The sequence below is a fragment of the Micromonospora sp. WMMD729 genome (assembly GCF_049315225.1).
Classification (GTDB): Bacteria; Actinomycetota; Actinomycetes; order Mycobacteriales; family Micromonosporaceae; genus Micromonospora.
This window is the reverse complement of sequence record NZ_CP186059.1, coordinates 5,729,537-5,745,477: the sequence shown is the minus strand read 5'-3', so window position 1 is coordinate 5,745,477 and position 15,941 is coordinate 5,729,537. Positions and strand designations below refer to the sequence as shown.

The 15,941-nt window shown below is 70.0% G+C and carries 21 protein-coding genes; 20 read left to right on the top strand and 1 reads right to left on the bottom strand.

Going from position 1 to position 15,941, the window contains the following annotated elements; translation table 11 throughout:
• The 17 genes from rplF (at nucleotide 1) to truA (ending at nucleotide 11,311) form a co-directional block, all read left to right on the top strand.
• Complete coding sequence (gene rplF / locus ACN263_RS26320) at nucleotides 1-543, top strand: 50S ribosomal protein L6 (RefSeq protein WP_422736962.1); 543 nt, start codon at nucleotides 1-3, stop codon at nucleotides 541-543.
• A 64-nt stretch (nucleotides 544-607) separates the two neighbouring features.
• A complete protein-coding gene (gene rplR / locus ACN263_RS26315) occupies nucleotides 608-985 on the top strand; it encodes a 50S ribosomal protein L18 (RefSeq protein WP_172896629.1) in 378 nt (125 codons plus the stop codon).
• A gap of 33 nt (nucleotides 986-1,018) precedes the next feature.
• Nucleotides 1,019-1,633 carry a 30S ribosomal protein S5 gene (gene rpsE, locus ACN263_RS26310; RefSeq protein ID WP_013288621.1) on the top strand — a complete coding sequence of 205 codons (615 nt, stop codon included), beginning with the start codon at nucleotides 1,019-1,021 and terminating at the stop codon, nucleotides 1,631-1,633.
• Complete coding sequence (gene rpmD, locus ACN263_RS26305; RefSeq protein WP_030329904.1) at nucleotides 1,633-1,815, top strand: 50S ribosomal protein L30; 183 nt, start codon at nucleotides 1,633-1,635, stop codon at nucleotides 1,813-1,815. Before rpsE ends, rpmD begins: the two co-directional genes overlap by 1 nt.
• On the top strand, nucleotides 1,815-2,258 hold the full coding sequence (gene rplO / locus ACN263_RS26300; protein ID WP_422736961.1) for a 50S ribosomal protein L15: 444 nt from the start codon (nucleotides 1,815-1,817) through the stop codon (nucleotides 2,256-2,258). The genes rpmD and rplO overlap by 1 nt, the downstream gene beginning before the upstream one ends.
• 232 nt (nucleotides 2,259-2,490) lie before the next feature.
• Complete coding sequence (secY, locus tag ACN263_RS26295; RefSeq protein ID WP_422736960.1) at nucleotides 2,491-3,819, top strand: preprotein translocase subunit SecY; 1,329 nt, start codon at nucleotides 2,491-2,493, stop codon at nucleotides 3,817-3,819.
• On the top strand, nucleotides 3,820-4,473 hold the full coding sequence (locus tag ACN263_RS26290) for an adenylate kinase (protein ID WP_282264468.1): 654 nt from the start codon (nucleotides 3,820-3,822) through the stop codon (nucleotides 4,471-4,473).
• An 87-nt stretch (nucleotides 4,474-4,560) separates the two neighbouring features.
• Nucleotides 4,561-5,412, top strand: a complete 852-nt coding sequence (gene map, locus ACN263_RS26285; RefSeq protein WP_422736959.1) for a type I methionyl aminopeptidase — start codon at nucleotides 4,561-4,563, stop codon at nucleotides 5,410-5,412.
• A 225-nt stretch (nucleotides 5,413-5,637) separates the two neighbouring features.
• Nucleotides 5,638-6,189, top strand: a complete 552-nt coding sequence (locus ACN263_RS26280) for a DUF1707 SHOCT-like domain-containing protein (RefSeq protein ID WP_422740832.1) — start codon at nucleotides 5,638-5,640, stop codon at nucleotides 6,187-6,189.
• Nucleotides 6,190-6,481: 292 nt separating this feature from the next.
• Nucleotides 6,482-6,703, top strand: coding sequence for a translation initiation factor IF-1 (gene infA, locus ACN263_RS26275; RefSeq protein ID WP_007073013.1), 222 nt, complete (start codon nucleotides 6,482-6,484; stop codon nucleotides 6,701-6,703).
• A 91-nt stretch (nucleotides 6,704-6,794) separates the two neighbouring features.
• Entirely contained in the window at nucleotides 6,795-6,908 is a 114-nt protein-coding gene (gene rpmJ, locus ACN263_RS26270; protein ID WP_012184307.1) for a 50S ribosomal protein L36, read from the top strand.
• A 268-nt stretch (nucleotides 6,909-7,176) separates the two neighbouring features.
• Nucleotides 7,177-7,557, top strand: a complete 381-nt coding sequence (rpsM, locus tag ACN263_RS26265) for a 30S ribosomal protein S13 (protein WP_007465236.1) — start codon at nucleotides 7,177-7,179, stop codon at nucleotides 7,555-7,557.
• An 87-nt stretch (nucleotides 7,558-7,644) separates the two neighbouring features.
• On the top strand, nucleotides 7,645-8,052 hold the full coding sequence (rpsK, locus tag ACN263_RS26260; RefSeq protein ID WP_007073011.1) for a 30S ribosomal protein S11: 408 nt from the start codon (nucleotides 7,645-7,647) through the stop codon (nucleotides 8,050-8,052).
• 13 nt (nucleotides 8,053-8,065) lie between these two features.
• Nucleotides 8,066-8,692 (top strand): 30S ribosomal protein S4, encoded by a 627-nt coding sequence (gene rpsD / locus ACN263_RS26255; RefSeq protein WP_088987589.1) that lies wholly within the window; start codon nucleotides 8,066-8,068, stop codon nucleotides 8,690-8,692.
• Nucleotides 8,693-8,790: 98 nt separating this feature from the next.
• Complete coding sequence (locus ACN263_RS26250) at nucleotides 8,791-9,813, top strand: DNA-directed RNA polymerase subunit alpha (RefSeq protein WP_007465227.1); 1,023 nt, start codon at nucleotides 8,791-8,793, stop codon at nucleotides 9,811-9,813.
• 34 nt (nucleotides 9,814-9,847) lie between these two features.
• Nucleotides 9,848-10,408: a 50S ribosomal protein L17 gene (rplQ, locus tag ACN263_RS26245; RefSeq protein ID WP_422736958.1), complete on the top strand. Its 561-nt coding sequence runs from the start codon at nucleotides 9,848-9,850 to the stop codon at nucleotides 10,406-10,408.
• A gap of 72 nt (nucleotides 10,409-10,480) precedes the next feature.
• Nucleotides 10,481-11,311: a tRNA pseudouridine(38-40) synthase TruA gene (gene truA / locus ACN263_RS26240; RefSeq protein ID WP_422736957.1), complete on the top strand. Its 831-nt coding sequence runs from the start codon at nucleotides 10,481-10,483 to the stop codon at nucleotides 11,309-11,311.
• A gap of 126 nt (nucleotides 11,312-11,437) precedes the next feature.
• Here truA and ACN263_RS26235 read toward each other — a convergent pair whose 3' ends face one another.
• Nucleotides 11,438-12,490 carry a hypothetical protein gene (locus ACN263_RS26235; protein WP_422736956.1) on the bottom strand — a complete coding sequence of 351 codons (1,053 nt, stop codon included), beginning with the start codon at nucleotides 12,488-12,490 and terminating at the stop codon, nucleotides 11,438-11,440.
• A gap of 103 nt (nucleotides 12,491-12,593) precedes the next feature.
• On the opposite strand from ACN263_RS26235, the gene ACN263_RS26230 reads away from it, so the two are divergent.
• From ACN263_RS26230 to ACN263_RS26220, 3 genes are read left to right on the top strand one after another with little or no spacing between them, the layout of a single operon-like run.
• Complete coding sequence (locus tag ACN263_RS26230; RefSeq protein WP_422736955.1) at nucleotides 12,594-13,199, top strand: class I SAM-dependent methyltransferase; 606 nt, start codon at nucleotides 12,594-12,596, stop codon at nucleotides 13,197-13,199.
• A gap of 41 nt (nucleotides 13,200-13,240) precedes the next feature.
• On the top strand, nucleotides 13,241-14,920 hold the full coding sequence (locus ACN263_RS26225; protein ID WP_422736954.1) for an ABC-F family ATP-binding cassette domain-containing protein: 1,680 nt from the start codon (nucleotides 13,241-13,243) through the stop codon (nucleotides 14,918-14,920).
• Nucleotides 14,921-14,957: 37 nt separating this feature from the next.
• Complete coding sequence (locus ACN263_RS26220) at nucleotides 14,958-15,920, top strand: aldo/keto reductase (protein WP_422736953.1); 963 nt, start codon at nucleotides 14,958-14,960, stop codon at nucleotides 15,918-15,920.
• The last annotated feature ends 21 nt before the right edge of the window (nucleotides 15,921-15,941 follow it).

The following is a 15,941-nucleotide window of genomic DNA, read 5'->3' as shown; positions in this document are numbered from 1 at the left end:
ATGTCGCGAATTGGACGTAAGTCGATCCCGGTGCCATCCGGCGTCGACATCACGATCGACGGGCAGACCGTCAAGGTCAAGGGCCCGAAGGGCGAGCTCCAGCACACCATCGCCGAGCCGATCACGATCGAGCGTGGCGAGGACGGGCAGCTGAACGTCAACCGCCCGAACGACGAGCGCAAGGCCAAGGAGCTGCACGGCCTGAGCCGTACCCTGGTCGCCAACATGATCGTCGGCGTGACCGAGGGCTACCGTAAGAGCCTGGAGATCGCCGGTACCGGTTACCGGGTCACCGCCAAGGGTTCGGACCTCGAGTTCGCGCTCGGGTTCTCGCACCCGGTGGTCGTTCCCGCCCCGGCGGGCATCACCTTCACGGTGGAGCGGCCGACCCTGTTCCACGTGGCCGGCATCGACAAGCAGCAGGTCGGTGAGGTCGCCGCCAACATCCGGAAGATCCGTCCGCCGGAGCCCTACAAGGGCAAGGGCGTGAAGTACCAGGGCGAGGTCATCCGCCGCAAGGCCGGTAAGGCAGGTAAGAAGTAATGGGCGAGGTCATCCGCCCCAGCTACGCCAAGGCTGGAAAGGCAGGTAAGAAGTGAGCGCCACGCTGCTCAAGCGCCGCCGCGGCGTCGCCGCCAAGCGCGCCGTTGGGCGTGCGCGTCGGCACTTCCGCGTCCGCAAGAACGTCAGCGGTACGGCCGAGCGTCCGCGCCTGGTCGTCACCCGTTCGCTGCGGCACATCGTCGCCCAGATCGTCGACGACACCAAGGGTCACACCCTGGCGTCGGCGTCGACCCTGGACGCCTCGCTGCGCGGTACGGAGGGCGACAAGAGCGCCCTCGCCGGCAAGGTGGGCGCCCTGCTCGCCGAGCGGGCCAAGGCCGCCGGCGTCTCCAAGGTCGTCTTCGACCGCGGTGGCAACCGGTACGCGGGGCGGGTCGCCGCGCTTGCCGACGCCGCCCGCGAAGCCGGGCTCGAGTTCTAACAACCCCGTCACGAGAGATAAGGAAGGCTGCTGATGCCAGGTCAACAGCGCCGTGGCGGCGGGTCCGGTGGCAACGAGGGTGGTCGCCGCGACAACCGCCGTGAGGGCGGCCGCGGAAACGCGCCCGTCGAGAAGACCCCGCACCTTGAGCGGGTCGTCGCGATCAACCGCGTCGCCAAGGTCGTGAAGGGTGGTCGTCGCTTCAGCTTCACCGCCCTGGTGATCGTGGGCGACGGCGACGGCACGGTCGGCGTGGGCTACGGAAAGGCCAAGGAGGTGCCCGCGGCGATCGCCAAGGGTGTCGAGGAGGCCAAGAAGCACTTCTTCAAGGTCCCGCGGATCGGTCAGTCGATCCCGCACCCGGTGACGGGTGAGGACGCCGCCGGCGTCGTGCTGCTCAAGCCGGCCTCGGCCGGTACGGGTGTCATCGCCGGTGGTCCGGTGCGTGCCGTGCTGGAGTGCGCCGGTATTCACGACGTGCTCTCCAAGAGCCTCGGCTCGTCCAACCCGATCAACATCGTGCACGCCACCGTGGCGGCCCTGAAGGGGCTTGAGTCCCCCGAGCAGGTCGCGGCGCGTCGTGGTCTGCCGGTGGAGGACGTCGCGCCGGCCGCCATGCTGGCGTCGCGGGCGGGGGTGGCGTCCTGATGGCACGCCTGAAGGTCACCCAGCTCCGGTCCGGTATCGGGACCAAGCAGAACCAGCGTGACTCGCTGCGTTCGCTCGGTCTCAAGCGGATCAACGACGTGGTGGTCAAGGAGGACCGGCCCGAGATCCGCGGCATGATCTTCACGGTCAACCACCTCGTGAAGGTCGAGGAGGTCGAGTAATGACGATCAAGGTGCACCACCTGCGTCCGGCGCCCGGTGCCAAGACCGCGAAGACCCGTGTGGGTCGCGGTGAGGGCTCCAAGGGCAAGACCGCCGGTCGCGGTACCAAGGGCTCCAAGGCCCGCAAGAACATCTCGGCGGCGTTCGAGGGTGGGCAGATGCCCATCCACATGCGCCTGCCGAAGATGAAGGGCTTCAAGAACAGGTTCAAGGTGGTCTTCCAGGTGGTCAACCTGGACCGGCTCGCCGAGCTGTTCCCGAACGGCGGCCAGGTCGGCCCGCTCGAGCTGGTCGAGGCCGGCGCGGTCCGCAAGGGCCAGCCGGTCAAGGTCCTCGGCACCGGGGATCTCGGTGGGGTGGCGCTCCAGGTGTCGGCGCACGCGTTCAGCGCGTCGGCCAAGGAGAAGATCGCCGCCGCCGGTGGCTCTGTCACCGAGCTGTAAGGCGTACGACCTCGGCGCCCGTCCAGTTGTGAGCAACTGGCGGGCGCCTAGGTCTGCCTGGGGCCTGAGCGCCCGGTAATATCGGAATCGGTTTATGTAGCCGGGCACACCTGCCCGGAGCGGGACGGGGCTGTTAGAGTCCCATCCCAGCCATGGATTCCGGGCACTCGCCCGGGATGCACCCCGACCCGCCAGGGATCACCGGCGGCCCGCCTCGCGCAGGAGGAAGAAGTTGCTGTCCGCCTTTCTCAGTGCGTTCCGTACGCCTGACCTGCGCAAGAAGCTGCTGTTCACAGTAGGCATCATCGCGGTCTACCGGCTGGGTGCCACGCTGCCCAGCCCCGGCGTCTCGTACGGCAACGTGCAGAAGTGCCTCGACTCCATCTCGGGCGACACGACGGGCCCGCTGAATCTGCTCAACCTCTTCTCCGGCGGAGCGCTGCTCCAGCTCTCGGTCTTCGCGTTGGGCATCATGCCCTACATCACCGCGTCGATCATCCTGCAGCTGCTGACCGTCGTGATCCCGCGCCTCGAGCAGCTCCGCAAGGAGGGCCAGGCCGGCCAGGCGAAGATCACCCAGTACACGCGCTACCTGACCCTGGGTCTCGGTGTGCTGCAGGCGTCGGCGTTCGTGGCCCTGGCCCGTTCCGGCCAGCTGTTCCAGAACCGCTGCGACCAGTTCCCGATCATCCCCGAGGGCACCGGCATCCCGGACTGGCTGACCCTGTCCGTCCTGGTGATCACGATGACCGCCGGCACCGGCATGGTCATGTGGCTGGGCGAGCTGATCACCGACCGCGGCGTCGGCAACGGCATGTCCGTTCTGATCTTCACCTCGATCGCGGCCCGCCTGCCCAGCGAGGGCTGGCAGATCAAGACCAGCAAGGGCTGGGACATGTTCGCCCTGGTCATCGCGCTGGTCCTGGTGGTCATCACCGCGGTCACCTTCATCGAGCAGGCGCAGCGCCGCATTCCGGTGCAGTACGCCAAGCGGATGATCGGCCGGCGGATGTACGGCGGCACCTCGACCTACATCCCGCTCAAGGTCAACCAGGCGGGTGTGATCCCGGTCATCTTCGGCTCGTCGCTGCTCTACCTGCCGCAGTTGGCCCTTCAGTTCTTCGACCAGAACGACCCGGGCAAGGTCCAGGCCTGGATCCAGAACAACCTGGTCAACCCGAGCAGCCCGATCTACATCACGGTCTACTTCCTGTTGATCATCTTCTTCACGTACTTCTACGTGTCGATCACGTTCAACCCGACCGAGGTCGCGGACAACATGAAGAAGTACGGCGGGTTCGTGCCGGGCATCCGTCCGGGCAAGCCGACCGCCGACTACCTGGACTTCATCCTCAGCCGGATCACCCTGCCGGGCGCGCTCTACCTGGGCGTCATCTCGATCCTGCCGAACTTCTTCTTCATCTGGCTGGACAACCAGCAGTACCAGAACTTCCCGTTCGGTGGCACCGCTGTGCTCATCATGGTCGGCGTCGGTCTGGAGACCGTGAAGCAGATCGAGAGCCAACTCATGCAGCGGAACTACGAAGGGTTCCTGCGGTAGATGAGACTCGTTCTGGTTGGCCCGCCGGGCGCGGGCAAGGGCACACAGGCCGAGTTCATCGCCGCGCACCTCTCGGTGCCCAAGATCTCGACCGGGGACATCTTCCGGTCGAACGTCACCCAGGGCACGCCGCTCGGTGTCGAGGCGAAGCGCTACATGGACGCGGGCGAGCTGGTTCCGGACGAGGTCACCATCAACATGGTCCGGGATCGGCTCGCCGAGCCAGACGCCAGCGAGGGCTTCCTCCTCGACGGCTTCCCGCGGACCACTCCGCAGGCGGCCGCGCTGGACAAGCTCCTCGCTGACCTGGGCACCGCTCTGGACCTGGTCCTCGAGCTGGTGGTCGACGACGACGAGGTGATCCGGCGGCTCTCCGGCCGGCGCACCTGCCGGGGCTGCGGCAAGATCTGGCACGTCGAGTTCGACGCCACCACCCGTCCGGGCATCTGCGACCGGTGCGGCGCCGAGCTGTTCCAGCGCGACGACGACAAGCCGGAGACCATCGCCACCCGCCTGCGGGAGTACGGCGAGAAGACCGCCCCCCTGGTCGACTACTACGGTGCCCAGGGCAAGCTCGTCGGGATCGACGCCACCGGCCCGGTGGAGGACGTCACGACCCGGGCCATCGACGCGCTGCGGTCGTACGGCGGCTGAGGTCCGGCCGCGCTGCGGCGGATAGAGTGCGAACAGCGGGGTACGCGCGACGTGCCCCGCTGAACGGCCACGAAAGGTAATCGCTCCATGCGTCGTCCCCAGCTGGACATCCAGCTGAAGACCCCTGACCAGATCGAGAAGATGCGCGCGGCCGGGCTCGTGGTCGCCGAGGCTCTGCGCCGGATGCGCGAGGCCGTGGCACCCGGCGTGAGCACCGCCGATCTGGACGCCATCGCCGAGTCGACGATCCGCGAGGCGGGTGCCGTCCCGTCGTTCAAGGGGTACCACGGCTTCCCCGCGTCGATCTGCTCCTCGGTGAACGAGCAGATCGTGCACGCCATCCCCTCGCCGAACCAGGTGCTCGTCGAGGGCGATCTCATCTCGATCGACTGTGGCGCGGTGTTGAACGGGTGGCACGGCGACTCGGCGATCACCGTCGGGGTCGGCGAGGTCGACCCGGCGCTGCTGAAGATGGCCGAGGTCGCCGAGGACGCCATGTGGGCCGGCATCGCCGCCGCTGCCCGTGGCGCGGCCAGCGGCAAGGGCCGGCTCACCGACATCTCGCACGCCGTGGAGAGCGCGGTCCGCAAGGGCGGCCGGTACGGCATCGTCGACGGGTACGGCGGGCACGGTATCGGCACCGAGATGCACCAGGACCCGCACGTGCTCAACCACGGCCGGCCGGGCAAGGGGCCGCGCCTGGTCCCGGGCATGGCGCTGGCGATCGAGCCGATGATCACGATGGCCTCGCCGCGTACCGTCGAGCTGGCCGACGGCTGGACGGTCGTCACCCGGGACGGTTCGATCGCGGCGCACGTCGAGCACTCGATGGCGCTCCTGCCGGACGGCGTCTGGGTGCTCACCGCCTTCGACGGGGGCCGGGCTCGACTCGGCGACCTGGTGACGGCTCGCCAGCCGGCCGCCTCCACCACCCCCTGACGGTCCCGCCGAGCCGGCCGCCTCCACCACCTCCCGGCCGCCTCCACCACCTCCCGACCGGGCGGACCGGTCGGTTGATCGACTCGGGTTCCGGTAGGTCGCCCTGTCCCACGGCCGGGGACACCCCGATCGTCCCGAGGTCGAGTCGATCAAGGGCACGGCGTCCGGGGCGGGACGGACTGGCGGGGCGGTGGCATGCTTGCCGGCATGGACGGGCGCGACGAGATGCGGGCGGCGGACGCGGACCGGGAGGCCGTTGCCGAGCGGCTGCGGGTGGCGCTCAACGAGGGCCGTCTGGACCTGCACGAGTACGACGAGCGGCTGCAGCGGGCCTATGCCGCGCGCACGTACGGCGAGTTGGACATGCTGCTGACCGATCTGCCTCCGGTGACGCCCGCGCAGCGCTCGGCCCTGGCGCCGGCCGCCGAGGTGCCGGTCGCCTCCGGGGGCGGGCCGGACGCCGTCGGTATGCGCGGGTCGACCGCCCGGTGGCTGGCCGGGGTCTGGCTGCCGTACCTGCGGGTGGTCGCCATCGTGGTGACCATCTGGGCGGTGACGTCACTGCTCAGCACGGAACTGCTCTACTTCTGGCCGATCTGGGTGGCTGGGCCGTGGGGTGCGGTGCTGGTGGTGCGTACCGTCGCGGGTCTGACCGGGGGAGAGCCCCGACGCCAGGCACGTGAGCGCGAGCGCCGCCGCCAACGCAAGCGGGCCGAGCGCGAGCGCCGCCGAGAGCTCGGACCCACCGACCCAAACAACCCCACCCCACCCGCCTGATCCCCGACCCCCCTCGCGGCGATCATGAAGTTGTTGTCACGACACGCCGTGATCGAGGGCAATAACTTCATGATCAACCAGCGCCTGCGGTCGGGGTGGGTGGGTGGTTTGGCGGCGGGCGGCTGGCGGGCGTACACTTTCAGATCGGCGCACAGCGTCCACTCCCGCATGCCCACCCTGCGCTTCGGTGGGAGCTGGAGCCGCGGCTGGCGCGGTCTTCTGATTCCAGTCAGATTTCCGTGTAAGACGTTGTGGGTCGCCCGGTGCAATCGACGTCAGGACAGCGGAGGACATGCCGAAAAAAGACGGAGCCATTGAGATCGAGGGTCGGGTCATCGAGCCCCTGCCGAACGCCATGTTCCGGGTGGAGCTCGCGAACGGTCACAAGGTGTTGGCTCACATCAGCGGCAAGATGCGGCAGCACTACATCCGTATCCTGCCGGAGGACCGGGTCGTCGTCGAACTCTCGCCGTACGACCTGACCCGCGGGCGCATCGTCTACCGCTACAAGTAGTCCTGACGACGGCCGGGAAGTCCCGTGTCCGTCTTCGACGTCCGGTCTCGCGCATGGCGCGTTGCCGGGCCAGATGGGAAGTAAGGCAACCGTGAAGGTCAAGCCGAGCGTCAAGAGGATCTGCAACAAGTGCCGGGTTATCCGCCGGCACGGCCGGGTCATGGTCATCTGCACCGACCCGCGCCACAAGCAGCGCCAGGGCTGACTCAGTCCGTCCGGCCGGAACACGGTCGGGTGGCGTCGGTCCGCGCGGTTCCTCAGCGACACACACATCACACATGCTCGTCCCAGCCGCGAGTGGTACGTGAAGACGTACTCCCTTCGTGGCTGACCCCCGGTCGGAGGCCGGGGCCCGCTCGGGCAGCGACCGATCCCGGTCGCCGGCGCTCATCGCGTCGGAAAGACGGGACGGCCGGTAGCGGGGTGGGACGGGTCCACACCTCCGCCACACATCACAAGGAGTACGCCCGCACATGGCACGTCTAGTCGGCGTGGATCTCCCCCGCGAGAAGCGGATGGAAATCGCGCTCACCTACATCTTCGGGGTCGGTCGTACCCGCGCCCTGGAGACGCTCGCCGCCACCGGCATCTCGCCGGACAAGCGCGCTCGGGACCTCACGGACGAGGAGCTCGTGCAGCTCCGCGACCACATCGAGGGCAACTACAAGGTTGAAGGTGACCTGCGCCGCGAGGTCGCCGCTGACATCCGCCGCAAGGTCGAGATCGGCTGCTACGCCGGCATCCGGCACCGCCGGGGCCTGCCCGTGCGTGGCCAGCGGACCAAGACCAACGCCCGGACCCGCAAGGGCCCGAAGCGGACCGTCGCCGGCAAGAAGAAGCCCGGCAAGAAGTAATTCCTGAACCGGAACTCCAGCCGGCCGCCGTCGAGGTAGGCCAGGCCGCAACCGGTTCCGGAATGTCAACTAGGAGCGCACAGACTTATGCCACCGAAGGCTCGTGCCGGAGCCGCTGTCAAGAAGGTCCGGCGCAAGGAACGCAAGAACGTCGCCCACGGGCAGGCGCACATCAAGAGCACCTTCAACAACACCATCGTGTCCATCACGGACCCGACCGGTGCGGTCATCTCCTGGGCCTCCGCGGGCCAGGTGGGCTTCAAGGGCTCCCGCAAGTCGACTCCGTTCGCCGCGCAGCTGGCCGCCGAGGCCGCCGCGCGTCGGGCCATGGAGCACGGCATGCGCAAGGTCGACGTGTTCGTCAAGGGCCCCGGCTCCGGCCGGGAGACCGCCATCCGTTCGCTGCAGGCCGTGGGCCTCGAGGTCGGGCAGATCTCCGACGTCACCCCGCAGCCGCACAACGGTTGCCGTCCGCCGAAGCGTCGTCGGGTCTGAGAGGTAGAGAGAGATGGCTCGTTACACCGGTGCTGACTGCCGCCGTTGCCGGCGGGAGAAGATGAAGCTGTTCCTCAAGGGCAGCAAGTGCGATGGCCCGAAGTGCCCGTTCGAGTCCCGGCCGTTCCCGCCCGGGCAGCACGGCCGCGGTCGTACCAAGGAGACGGAGTACCTGCTCCAGCTCCGCGAGAAGCAGAAGGCCCGCCGCGTCTACGGCGTGCTGGAGAAGCAGTTCCGTGGCTACTACGAGGAAGCCGTCGGCAAGCAGGCCAAGACCGGTGAGGTCCTCCTGCAGATCCTCGAGTCGCGGCTGGACAACGTCGTTTACCGGGCCGGCTTCGCCCACTCGCGGGACATGGCCCGCCAGCTGGTCAAGCACGGTCACTTCACGGTGAACGGCAAGAAGGTCGACATCCCGTCGTACCGCGTCAAGGAGCACGACATCATCGAGGTCCGGGGCAAGAGCAAGGAGCTCACCCCGTTCGTGGTGGCGCAGGCTCAGGCCGGTTCGAAGACGGTGCCGGCCTGGCTGGAGGCCATCCCCAGCCAGATGAAGGTGCTCGTGCACTCCCTCCCGGCCCGGCAGGTCATCGACACGCAGGTCCAGGAGCAGCTGATCGTCGAGCTCTACTCCAAGTAGTCGGGCTCGTTGCGGTGGCCCGCCCGCTCGGGCGGGCCACCGGAACAGTTTGTGTCGTGGACGTCAAATAGCGGGCGTCCCGGAAGAGAAGAGAAAAGATGCTCATCAGCCAGCGACCCTCCCTCTCCGAGGAGTCGATCAACGAGACCCGGTCGCGGTTCGCCATCGAGCCGCTCGAGCCGGGCTTCGGCTACACCCTGGGCAACTCGCTGCGGCGCACGCTGCTGTCGTCGATCCCGGGTGCGGCGGTCACCTCGATCAAGATCGACGGCGTGCTGCACGAGTTCACCACGATCCCCGGCGTCAAGGAGGACGTGGTCGAGCTCGTCATGAACATCAAGGAGCTGTGCGTCAGCTCCGAGCACGACGAGCCGGTCAGCATGTACCTGCGCAAGCAGGGCCCGGGCGACGTGACGGCGGGCGACATCCAGCCCCCGGCCGGCGTCTCGGTGCACAACCCGGACCTCAAGCTCGCGACCCTGAACGGCAAGGGCCGGCTCGACATGGAGCTGACCGTCGAGCGGGGCCGGGGCTACGTGACGGCCGCCCAGAACAAGCAGTCCGGTGCCGAGATCGGCCGCATCCCGGTCGACTCGATCTACTCGCCGGTGCTGAAGGTGACCTACCGCGTCGAGGCGACCCGTGTCGAGCAGCGCACCGACTTCGACCGGCTGATCATCGACGTCGAGACCAAGCCGTCGATGGGCCCGCGCACCGCGCTGGCCTCCGCCGGCTCGACGCTGGTGGAGCTGTTCGGTCTGGCTCGTGAGCTGGACGAGACGGCTGAGGGCATCGACATCGGGCCGTCCCCGCAGGACGCCCAGCTGGCGGCGGACCTCGCTCTGCCGATCGAGGAGCTGGACCTCACCGTCCGCTCCTACAACTGCCTCAAGCGCGAGGGCATCAACTCCGTTGGTGAGCTCATCGGGCGTACCGAGGCCGACCTCCTCGACATCCGCAACTTCGGTCAGAAGTCGATCGACGAGGTCAAGATGAAGCTCGCCGGGATGGGTCTCGGGCTGAAGGACTCGGCTCCGAACTTCGACCCGGCGCACGTCGTGGACACCTTCGGCGAGGCCGACTACGACACCGACGACTACCGCGAGACCGAGCAGCTCTAGTCCGCGCTGCCGCCACAACTGAGGAGCACCAAAAATGCCCACGCCCACCAAGGGCCCCCGCCTCGGCGGCAGCCCCTCGCACGAGCGGCTGATGCTGGCCAACCTGGCCACCGCGCTGTTCCAGCACGGCAAGATCCAGACCACCGAGACGAAGGCCCGGCGGCTGCGTCCGCTGGCCGAGCAGCTCATCACCAAGGCCAAGCGTGGCGACCTCGCCTCGCGCCGCCGGGTGCTGGGCGTCGTCAAGGACAAGGACGTGGTCTACGCCCTGTTCGACCAGATCGCGCCCCGGTACGCGAACCGCCCCGGCGGTTACACCCGGATCGTGAAGACCGGTCCGCGCAAGGGTGACGCCGCTCCGATGGCGATCATCGAGCTGGTGGAGGAGCTTCAGGTCGCCGAGCCGAAGGCGAACAAGAAGACCGCCGCCCGCAAGGCCGCGCAGCAGGACAAGGTCGAGGCGCTCGCCCCGGCCGAGGACGCTCCGAAGTCGGCCGACGCCGACCAGGACTCCGAGGCGCCGGTGTCGGCCTCCGGCGACACCGCCGAGGCGCGCGAGGACAGCGACCTCGCCACCGAGGAGAACAAGGCCTGACCTTCGGGCATCAGTGTCGGGCCCGGCACCCCTTTCGGGGTGTCGGGCCCGACCCGTAACAGGAGGTACGAGGTGGACGAGCGGATCCGGCTGCGGCTGGACGTCTCGTACGACGGGGCGGACTTCTCCGGCTGGGCGCCCCAGCCGACGCGGCGGACCGTCGCCGGGGTGCTCGTCGAGACCCTGGACCTGGTCCTGGGCGCGGGTACGGCGACCGGTCTGACCGTCGCGGGTCGGACCGACGCGGGGGTGCACGCCTCCGGGCAGGTCTGCCATCTGGACCTACCGGTCGAGGTGTGGCGGGAGCACGAGGGACGGCTGCTGCGCCGGCTGGCGCGGTTGCTCCCCACCGACGTGCGGGTACGGGCGCTGACCGAGGTACCCGCCGACTTCGACGCCCGCTTCTCGGCCACCTTCCGCCGCTACGAGTACCGGGTGACCGACGCCCCGTACGGCGCGGAGCCGCTGCGCCGGCACGAGCTGCTGGCCTGGCCGCGCGCGCTGGACCTGGCGGCCCTGAACGCCGCGGCCGAGGGTCTGGTGGGGGAGCACGACTTCGCCGCGTACTGCCGGCGCAAGGAGAACGCGACGACGTTGCGCGAGGTGACCCGGCTGGACTGGCGGCGTGACCCGGACGGCATCCTGGTCGCCACCGTGCAGGCGGACGCGTTCTGCCAGGCGATGGTGCGCAGTCTGGTGGGGGCGATGCTCGCGGCCGGCGACGGCCGCCGGCCGGTGCGGTGGCCGGGCAGCCTGCTGACCCACAAGGAGCGGTCCAGCGAGGTGACGGTGGCGCCGGCGCACGGGCTGACCCTGGTCGCGGTCGGCTACCCGGACGATCCGGCGGACTACGCCCGCCGTGCCGACCTGACGCGCCGGCTGCGCGTGCCAGTGGAGGGCTGACCGGCCCGGCTTCGACGCCCTGGCCGCCGACGCGAAGGCCGCCGGCGTACCGGTGGACGAGCACACGCGGAACGACGACGGGTGTGCCACCGGGTTGGCGGCACACCCGTCGGCGCGTCCGGTGGCTCAGTCGCCGGGCAACTCGTCGTCTCCGCTGCCGCTCTGACTGCCGCTGCCCTCGGTGGGCACGGCCGTCGGCTGTCCCGCCGTGCCGAGGTCGGCCCGCCGTTGCAGGACCCCCCGGCTGAGGTGCGCCTCGATCATGTCGAACAGGACTTCCCTGATCTTGGTGTCGCCGGACTTGACCGCGCTGCCGTCGGCGCGGACGACGAGGGCGTACGCCAGGTAGTGGCCCTTGACCTGCCAGCCGACCCGGGCCGGGGCGCTGGTCAGCGCATCGGTCTCGTCACCGGCGGTCAGCCCCCGGAAGCGGCCCTGTCGCTCGTCGAGGAGCTGCCGGATCCGATCCCGGGCCCGCTCGGCGTTGGCCCGGTCGGTCAGGTTGAACAGGCCGGCGGTGACCAGGTGCTCGCCGTCGGGGGTCCGCAGGGTCGCCCGGACGACCTGGTTGCAGCCGAGCCGGACCAGCAGATCCGCGACCTCGTCCGTGGCGGCGACGGCACAACTGCCGCTGGACTGGGTCTTGAGCACCTGGTAGGCGGGCTGGCCGTCGGCGAGCTTCAGTTCCTTGCCGGGGAAGAGTTCCTTCGCGGTGAGCGGCGCCTGGTCGGTGTCGCGCGAGTCGAGATCCTGCGGCGCGGCGGTGGCGGACGGCGCGGCGTTCGGTTGGTACGTCGGGGTGGACCCCGGCGTCGGATCGCGATCCCCCAGCAGCGCGGCGGCGCCCAGACCGCAGAGCGCGAGCAGCACGAGGACGGCCGCGCCGCCGATCACCACCTGCCAGAGCCGCCCGCCGCCGCGCCGGGTGGGCGGCTCCGTCGGCCGGGCCGAGGTGTAGACCTGGCTGCGGGGGGCCGCCGGCGGTGCGGTGGCGCGAGCGGCCGACGGTGGCTGGTTGGACGGCAGCACCAACTGGTTGGGGCGGGGCAGCGACGGCGCGGGAAACCGCGACGGTGAGGGGCCGGCCGCTGGAGGGGGACCGGCGCCGAGCACGTCCAGGTCGGACCCCGGCCCGGGGTCCTCGAATGCGTCCTCTTCGGACTCGTACCGATACACCATGTCGCCCAGAGTAGGAGCCATTGTCCCTTTAGGGGGTAATATTGGGGAAATGTGGGTGTGGGTAGTGTCGTTGCCCGCCCGAGCCGGTGCGAGAATTGCCGGCGTGACCGGCGACCACTACTTCACCGCGCAGCCCGCCAGCGACGCACCGGCGCGCGAGGTCGAATTCTCCGTCGCCGACCGCGACTACCGACTCGCCTCGGCCGGCGGCGTCTTCTCCGCCAGCCGGCTCGACCCCGGCACCGCCGTCCTCCTGCGCAAGGCCGACCTGCCCGCCGCCGACACGACGGGTGACCTGCTCGACCTCGGCTGCGGGTTCGGGCCCATCGCCTGCGTCCTGGCCGACCATGCGCCCGCCAGCACGGTCTGGGCCGTCGACGTCAACGCCCGCGCCCGCGACCTCACCGCCACCAACGCGGCGCGGATCGGCGCCGGTGACCGGGTCCGGGTGAGCGCGCCGGACGACGTGCCGGCGGAGGTGACGTTCGCCCAGCTCTGGTCCAACCCGCCCATCCGGATCGGCAAGGACGAACTGCACGAACTGCTGCGGCGCTGGCTGCCCCGGCTCGCCCCGGACGGCGTCGGCTGGTTGGTCGTCGCCCGGCACCTCGGCGGCGACTCGCTGCACCGCTGGCTCGTCGAGCAGGGCTGGCAGGTCGAGCGGCAGGCCAGCCAGAAGGGCTTCCGGGTGCTGCGGGTCACCCGGTAATTGGATGTCCCTACCAAGCCCGTCTGGGGCAGGATCCCGGCGTGGGATACGTGGACGTGGCAGCGGTCGGGCACACCCTGCCCGATGGTCGGGAACTCTTCGCCGACGTGTCGTTCCGGGTCGGTGAGGGCGCCAAGGTAGCCCTGGTCGGGCCGAACGGCGCGGGCAAGACGACGCTGCTGAGGATGGTCGCCGGCGATCTCCCGGTACGCGCGGGCAGTATCGCGCGGGCCGGCGGGCTGGGCGTGATGCGGCAGTTCATCGGCATGATCGGCGACGAGACGACGCTGTACGACCTGGCTCTGTCGCTGGCCCCGCCCGCCCTGCGCGACGCCGGCCACCGGCTCGGCGAGACCGAGGCGGCCATGCGGGCGGCCGAGGCCCGCGGCAAGTACAGCACCGCCGCGGGCAAGGCGCAGCTGGCGTACGCGGACGCGCTCGGCGCCTGGGGCGAGGCCGGTGGGTACGACGCCGAGGTGCTCTTCGACACCGTCGCCACCATCGTGCTCGACCAGCCGTGGGACGGCGTCCGGGACCGACCGGTGCGGACGCTCTCCGGCGGGCAGCAGAAGCGGTTCGCCCTGGAGTTGCTGCTGCGCGGCCCGGACGAGGTGCTGCTGCTCGACGAGCCGGACAACTTCCTCGACGTGCCCGGCAAACGCTGGCTGGAGGCGCGGCTGCGCGAGTCGACGAAGTCGGTGCTCTACGTCTCGCACGACCGTGAGCTGCTGGCGCAGAGCGCCGACCGGGTGGTCGCCGTCGAGGGTGGCAGCGCCTGGGTGCACCCGGGCGGGTTCGCGAGCTGGCACGAGGCCCGGGTGGCCCGGCACGCCCGCCTCGACGAGCTGCGTCGCCGCTGGGACGAGGAGCACCAGAAGCTGCGCGAGCTGATGCTGATGTACAAGCAGAAGGCCGCGTACAACGACGGGTTGGCCTCGCGGTACCAGGCCGCGCAGACCCGGCTGCGCAAGTTCGAGGAGGCCGGTCCTCCGCCCGTACCCCCGAAGGACCAGGACATCCGGATGCGGCTGACCGGCGGGCGGACCGGCAAGCGCGCGGTCGTCTGCGACCAGCTCGAGCTGGACGGCCTGACCTTCCCCTTCGACCTGGAGATCTGGTACGGCGACCGGGTGGCGGTCCTCGGTGCCAACGGCACCGGCAAGTCGCACTTCCTGCGGCTGCTGGCGCGCGGCGGCACCGACCCCGACCCGGCCAACGGGCCGGTCGACGGCGCGTGGGCGCTCGCGCCGGTGGCGCACGACGGTACGGCCCGGCTCGGTGCCCGGGTCCGACCCGGGCACTTCTCCCAGACACACGACCGACCGGAGTTGCTGGAGAAGACGCTCGTCGAGATCCTGTGGCGGGGTGACGAACACCGCACCGGGATGGACCGGCACGCGGCGATGGGGGTGCTCAGCCGGTACGAGCTGGCCGGGCAGGGCGACCAACGCTTCGGCACCCTCTCCGGCGGGCAGCAGGCCCGGTTCCTGGTGCTGCTGCTGGAGCTGTCCGGGGCGACCCTGCTGCTGCTCGACGAGCCCACCGACAACCTCGACCTGGCCAGCGCGGAGGCCCTGGAAGCGGGTCTGAACGCGTTCGAGGGGACGGTGGTGGCCGTCACGCACGACCGGTGGTTCACCCGGTCCTTCGACCGGTTCGTGCTGTTCCGGGGCGACAACGAGGTGGTGGAGACCCCGGAGCCGGTCTGGGACGTCGGCTGATCGGTCGCCGGGCGTGGGTGCGTCCGGCCGGCATAGGGTGGATCTCGTGACTGAGATGACCTATCGCCGGCTGGGCGACTCCGGGCTCGTGGTGTCCGTCGTCGGAATCGGCTGCAACAACTTCGGCCGCAAGCTGGACCTCGACGGCACCCGGGCGGTGGTGGACGCCGCCCTGGACGCCGGGATCAACCTGTTCGACACCGCCGACATCTACGGCGAGCCGCAGGGCGGCTCGGAGGAGCTGCTCGGGCAGGCGCTCAAGGGACGCCGCGACGACGTGGTGGTGGCCACCAAGTTCGGCATGGACATGCACGGCCTCAACGGGCCGGACTTCGGAGCCCGTGGCGCGCGCCGCTACATCGCCCGCGCGGTCGAGGCGTCGCTGCGCCGGCTCGGCACCGACCACATCGACCTGTACCAGATGCACGAGCCCGACCCGGGTACGCCGATCGACGAGACCCTCGCCGCCCTGGACGACCTGGTCCGCGACGGCAAGGTGCGCTACCTGGGCAACTCCAACTTCGCCGGCTGGCAGATCGCCGACGCGGACTGGGTCGCGTCGTCGAACGGCCGGGCCCGCTTCATCAGCGCGCAGAACCACTACAGCCTGCTGGAGCGCTCGGTCGAGACCGAGGTCATCCCGGCCTGTGAGCGGTTCGGCCTCGGCATGCTGCCGTTCTTCCCGCTCGCCAACGGCCTGCTCACCGGCAAGTACAAGCGCACCGAGCAGCCCCCGGCCGGCAGCCGGCTCTCCGGTGGCGGCCGGTACGCCGAGCGGTTCGCGGCGGCCGACTGGGACACCATCGAGGCCATCGAGGCGTACGCGAACGAGCGGGGTCTGACCATGCTCCAGGTGGCGATCGGTGGGCTGGCCGCCCAGCCCGCGGTGACCTCGGTGATCGCCGGCGCCACCAGCGCCGAGCAGGTGCACGCCAACGCCGCCGCCGGTACCTGGGAGCCCACCGACGAGGACCTGACCGCCCTGCGCGAGATCCTCTGAGCCGGGCGGACCGGGCAGGCG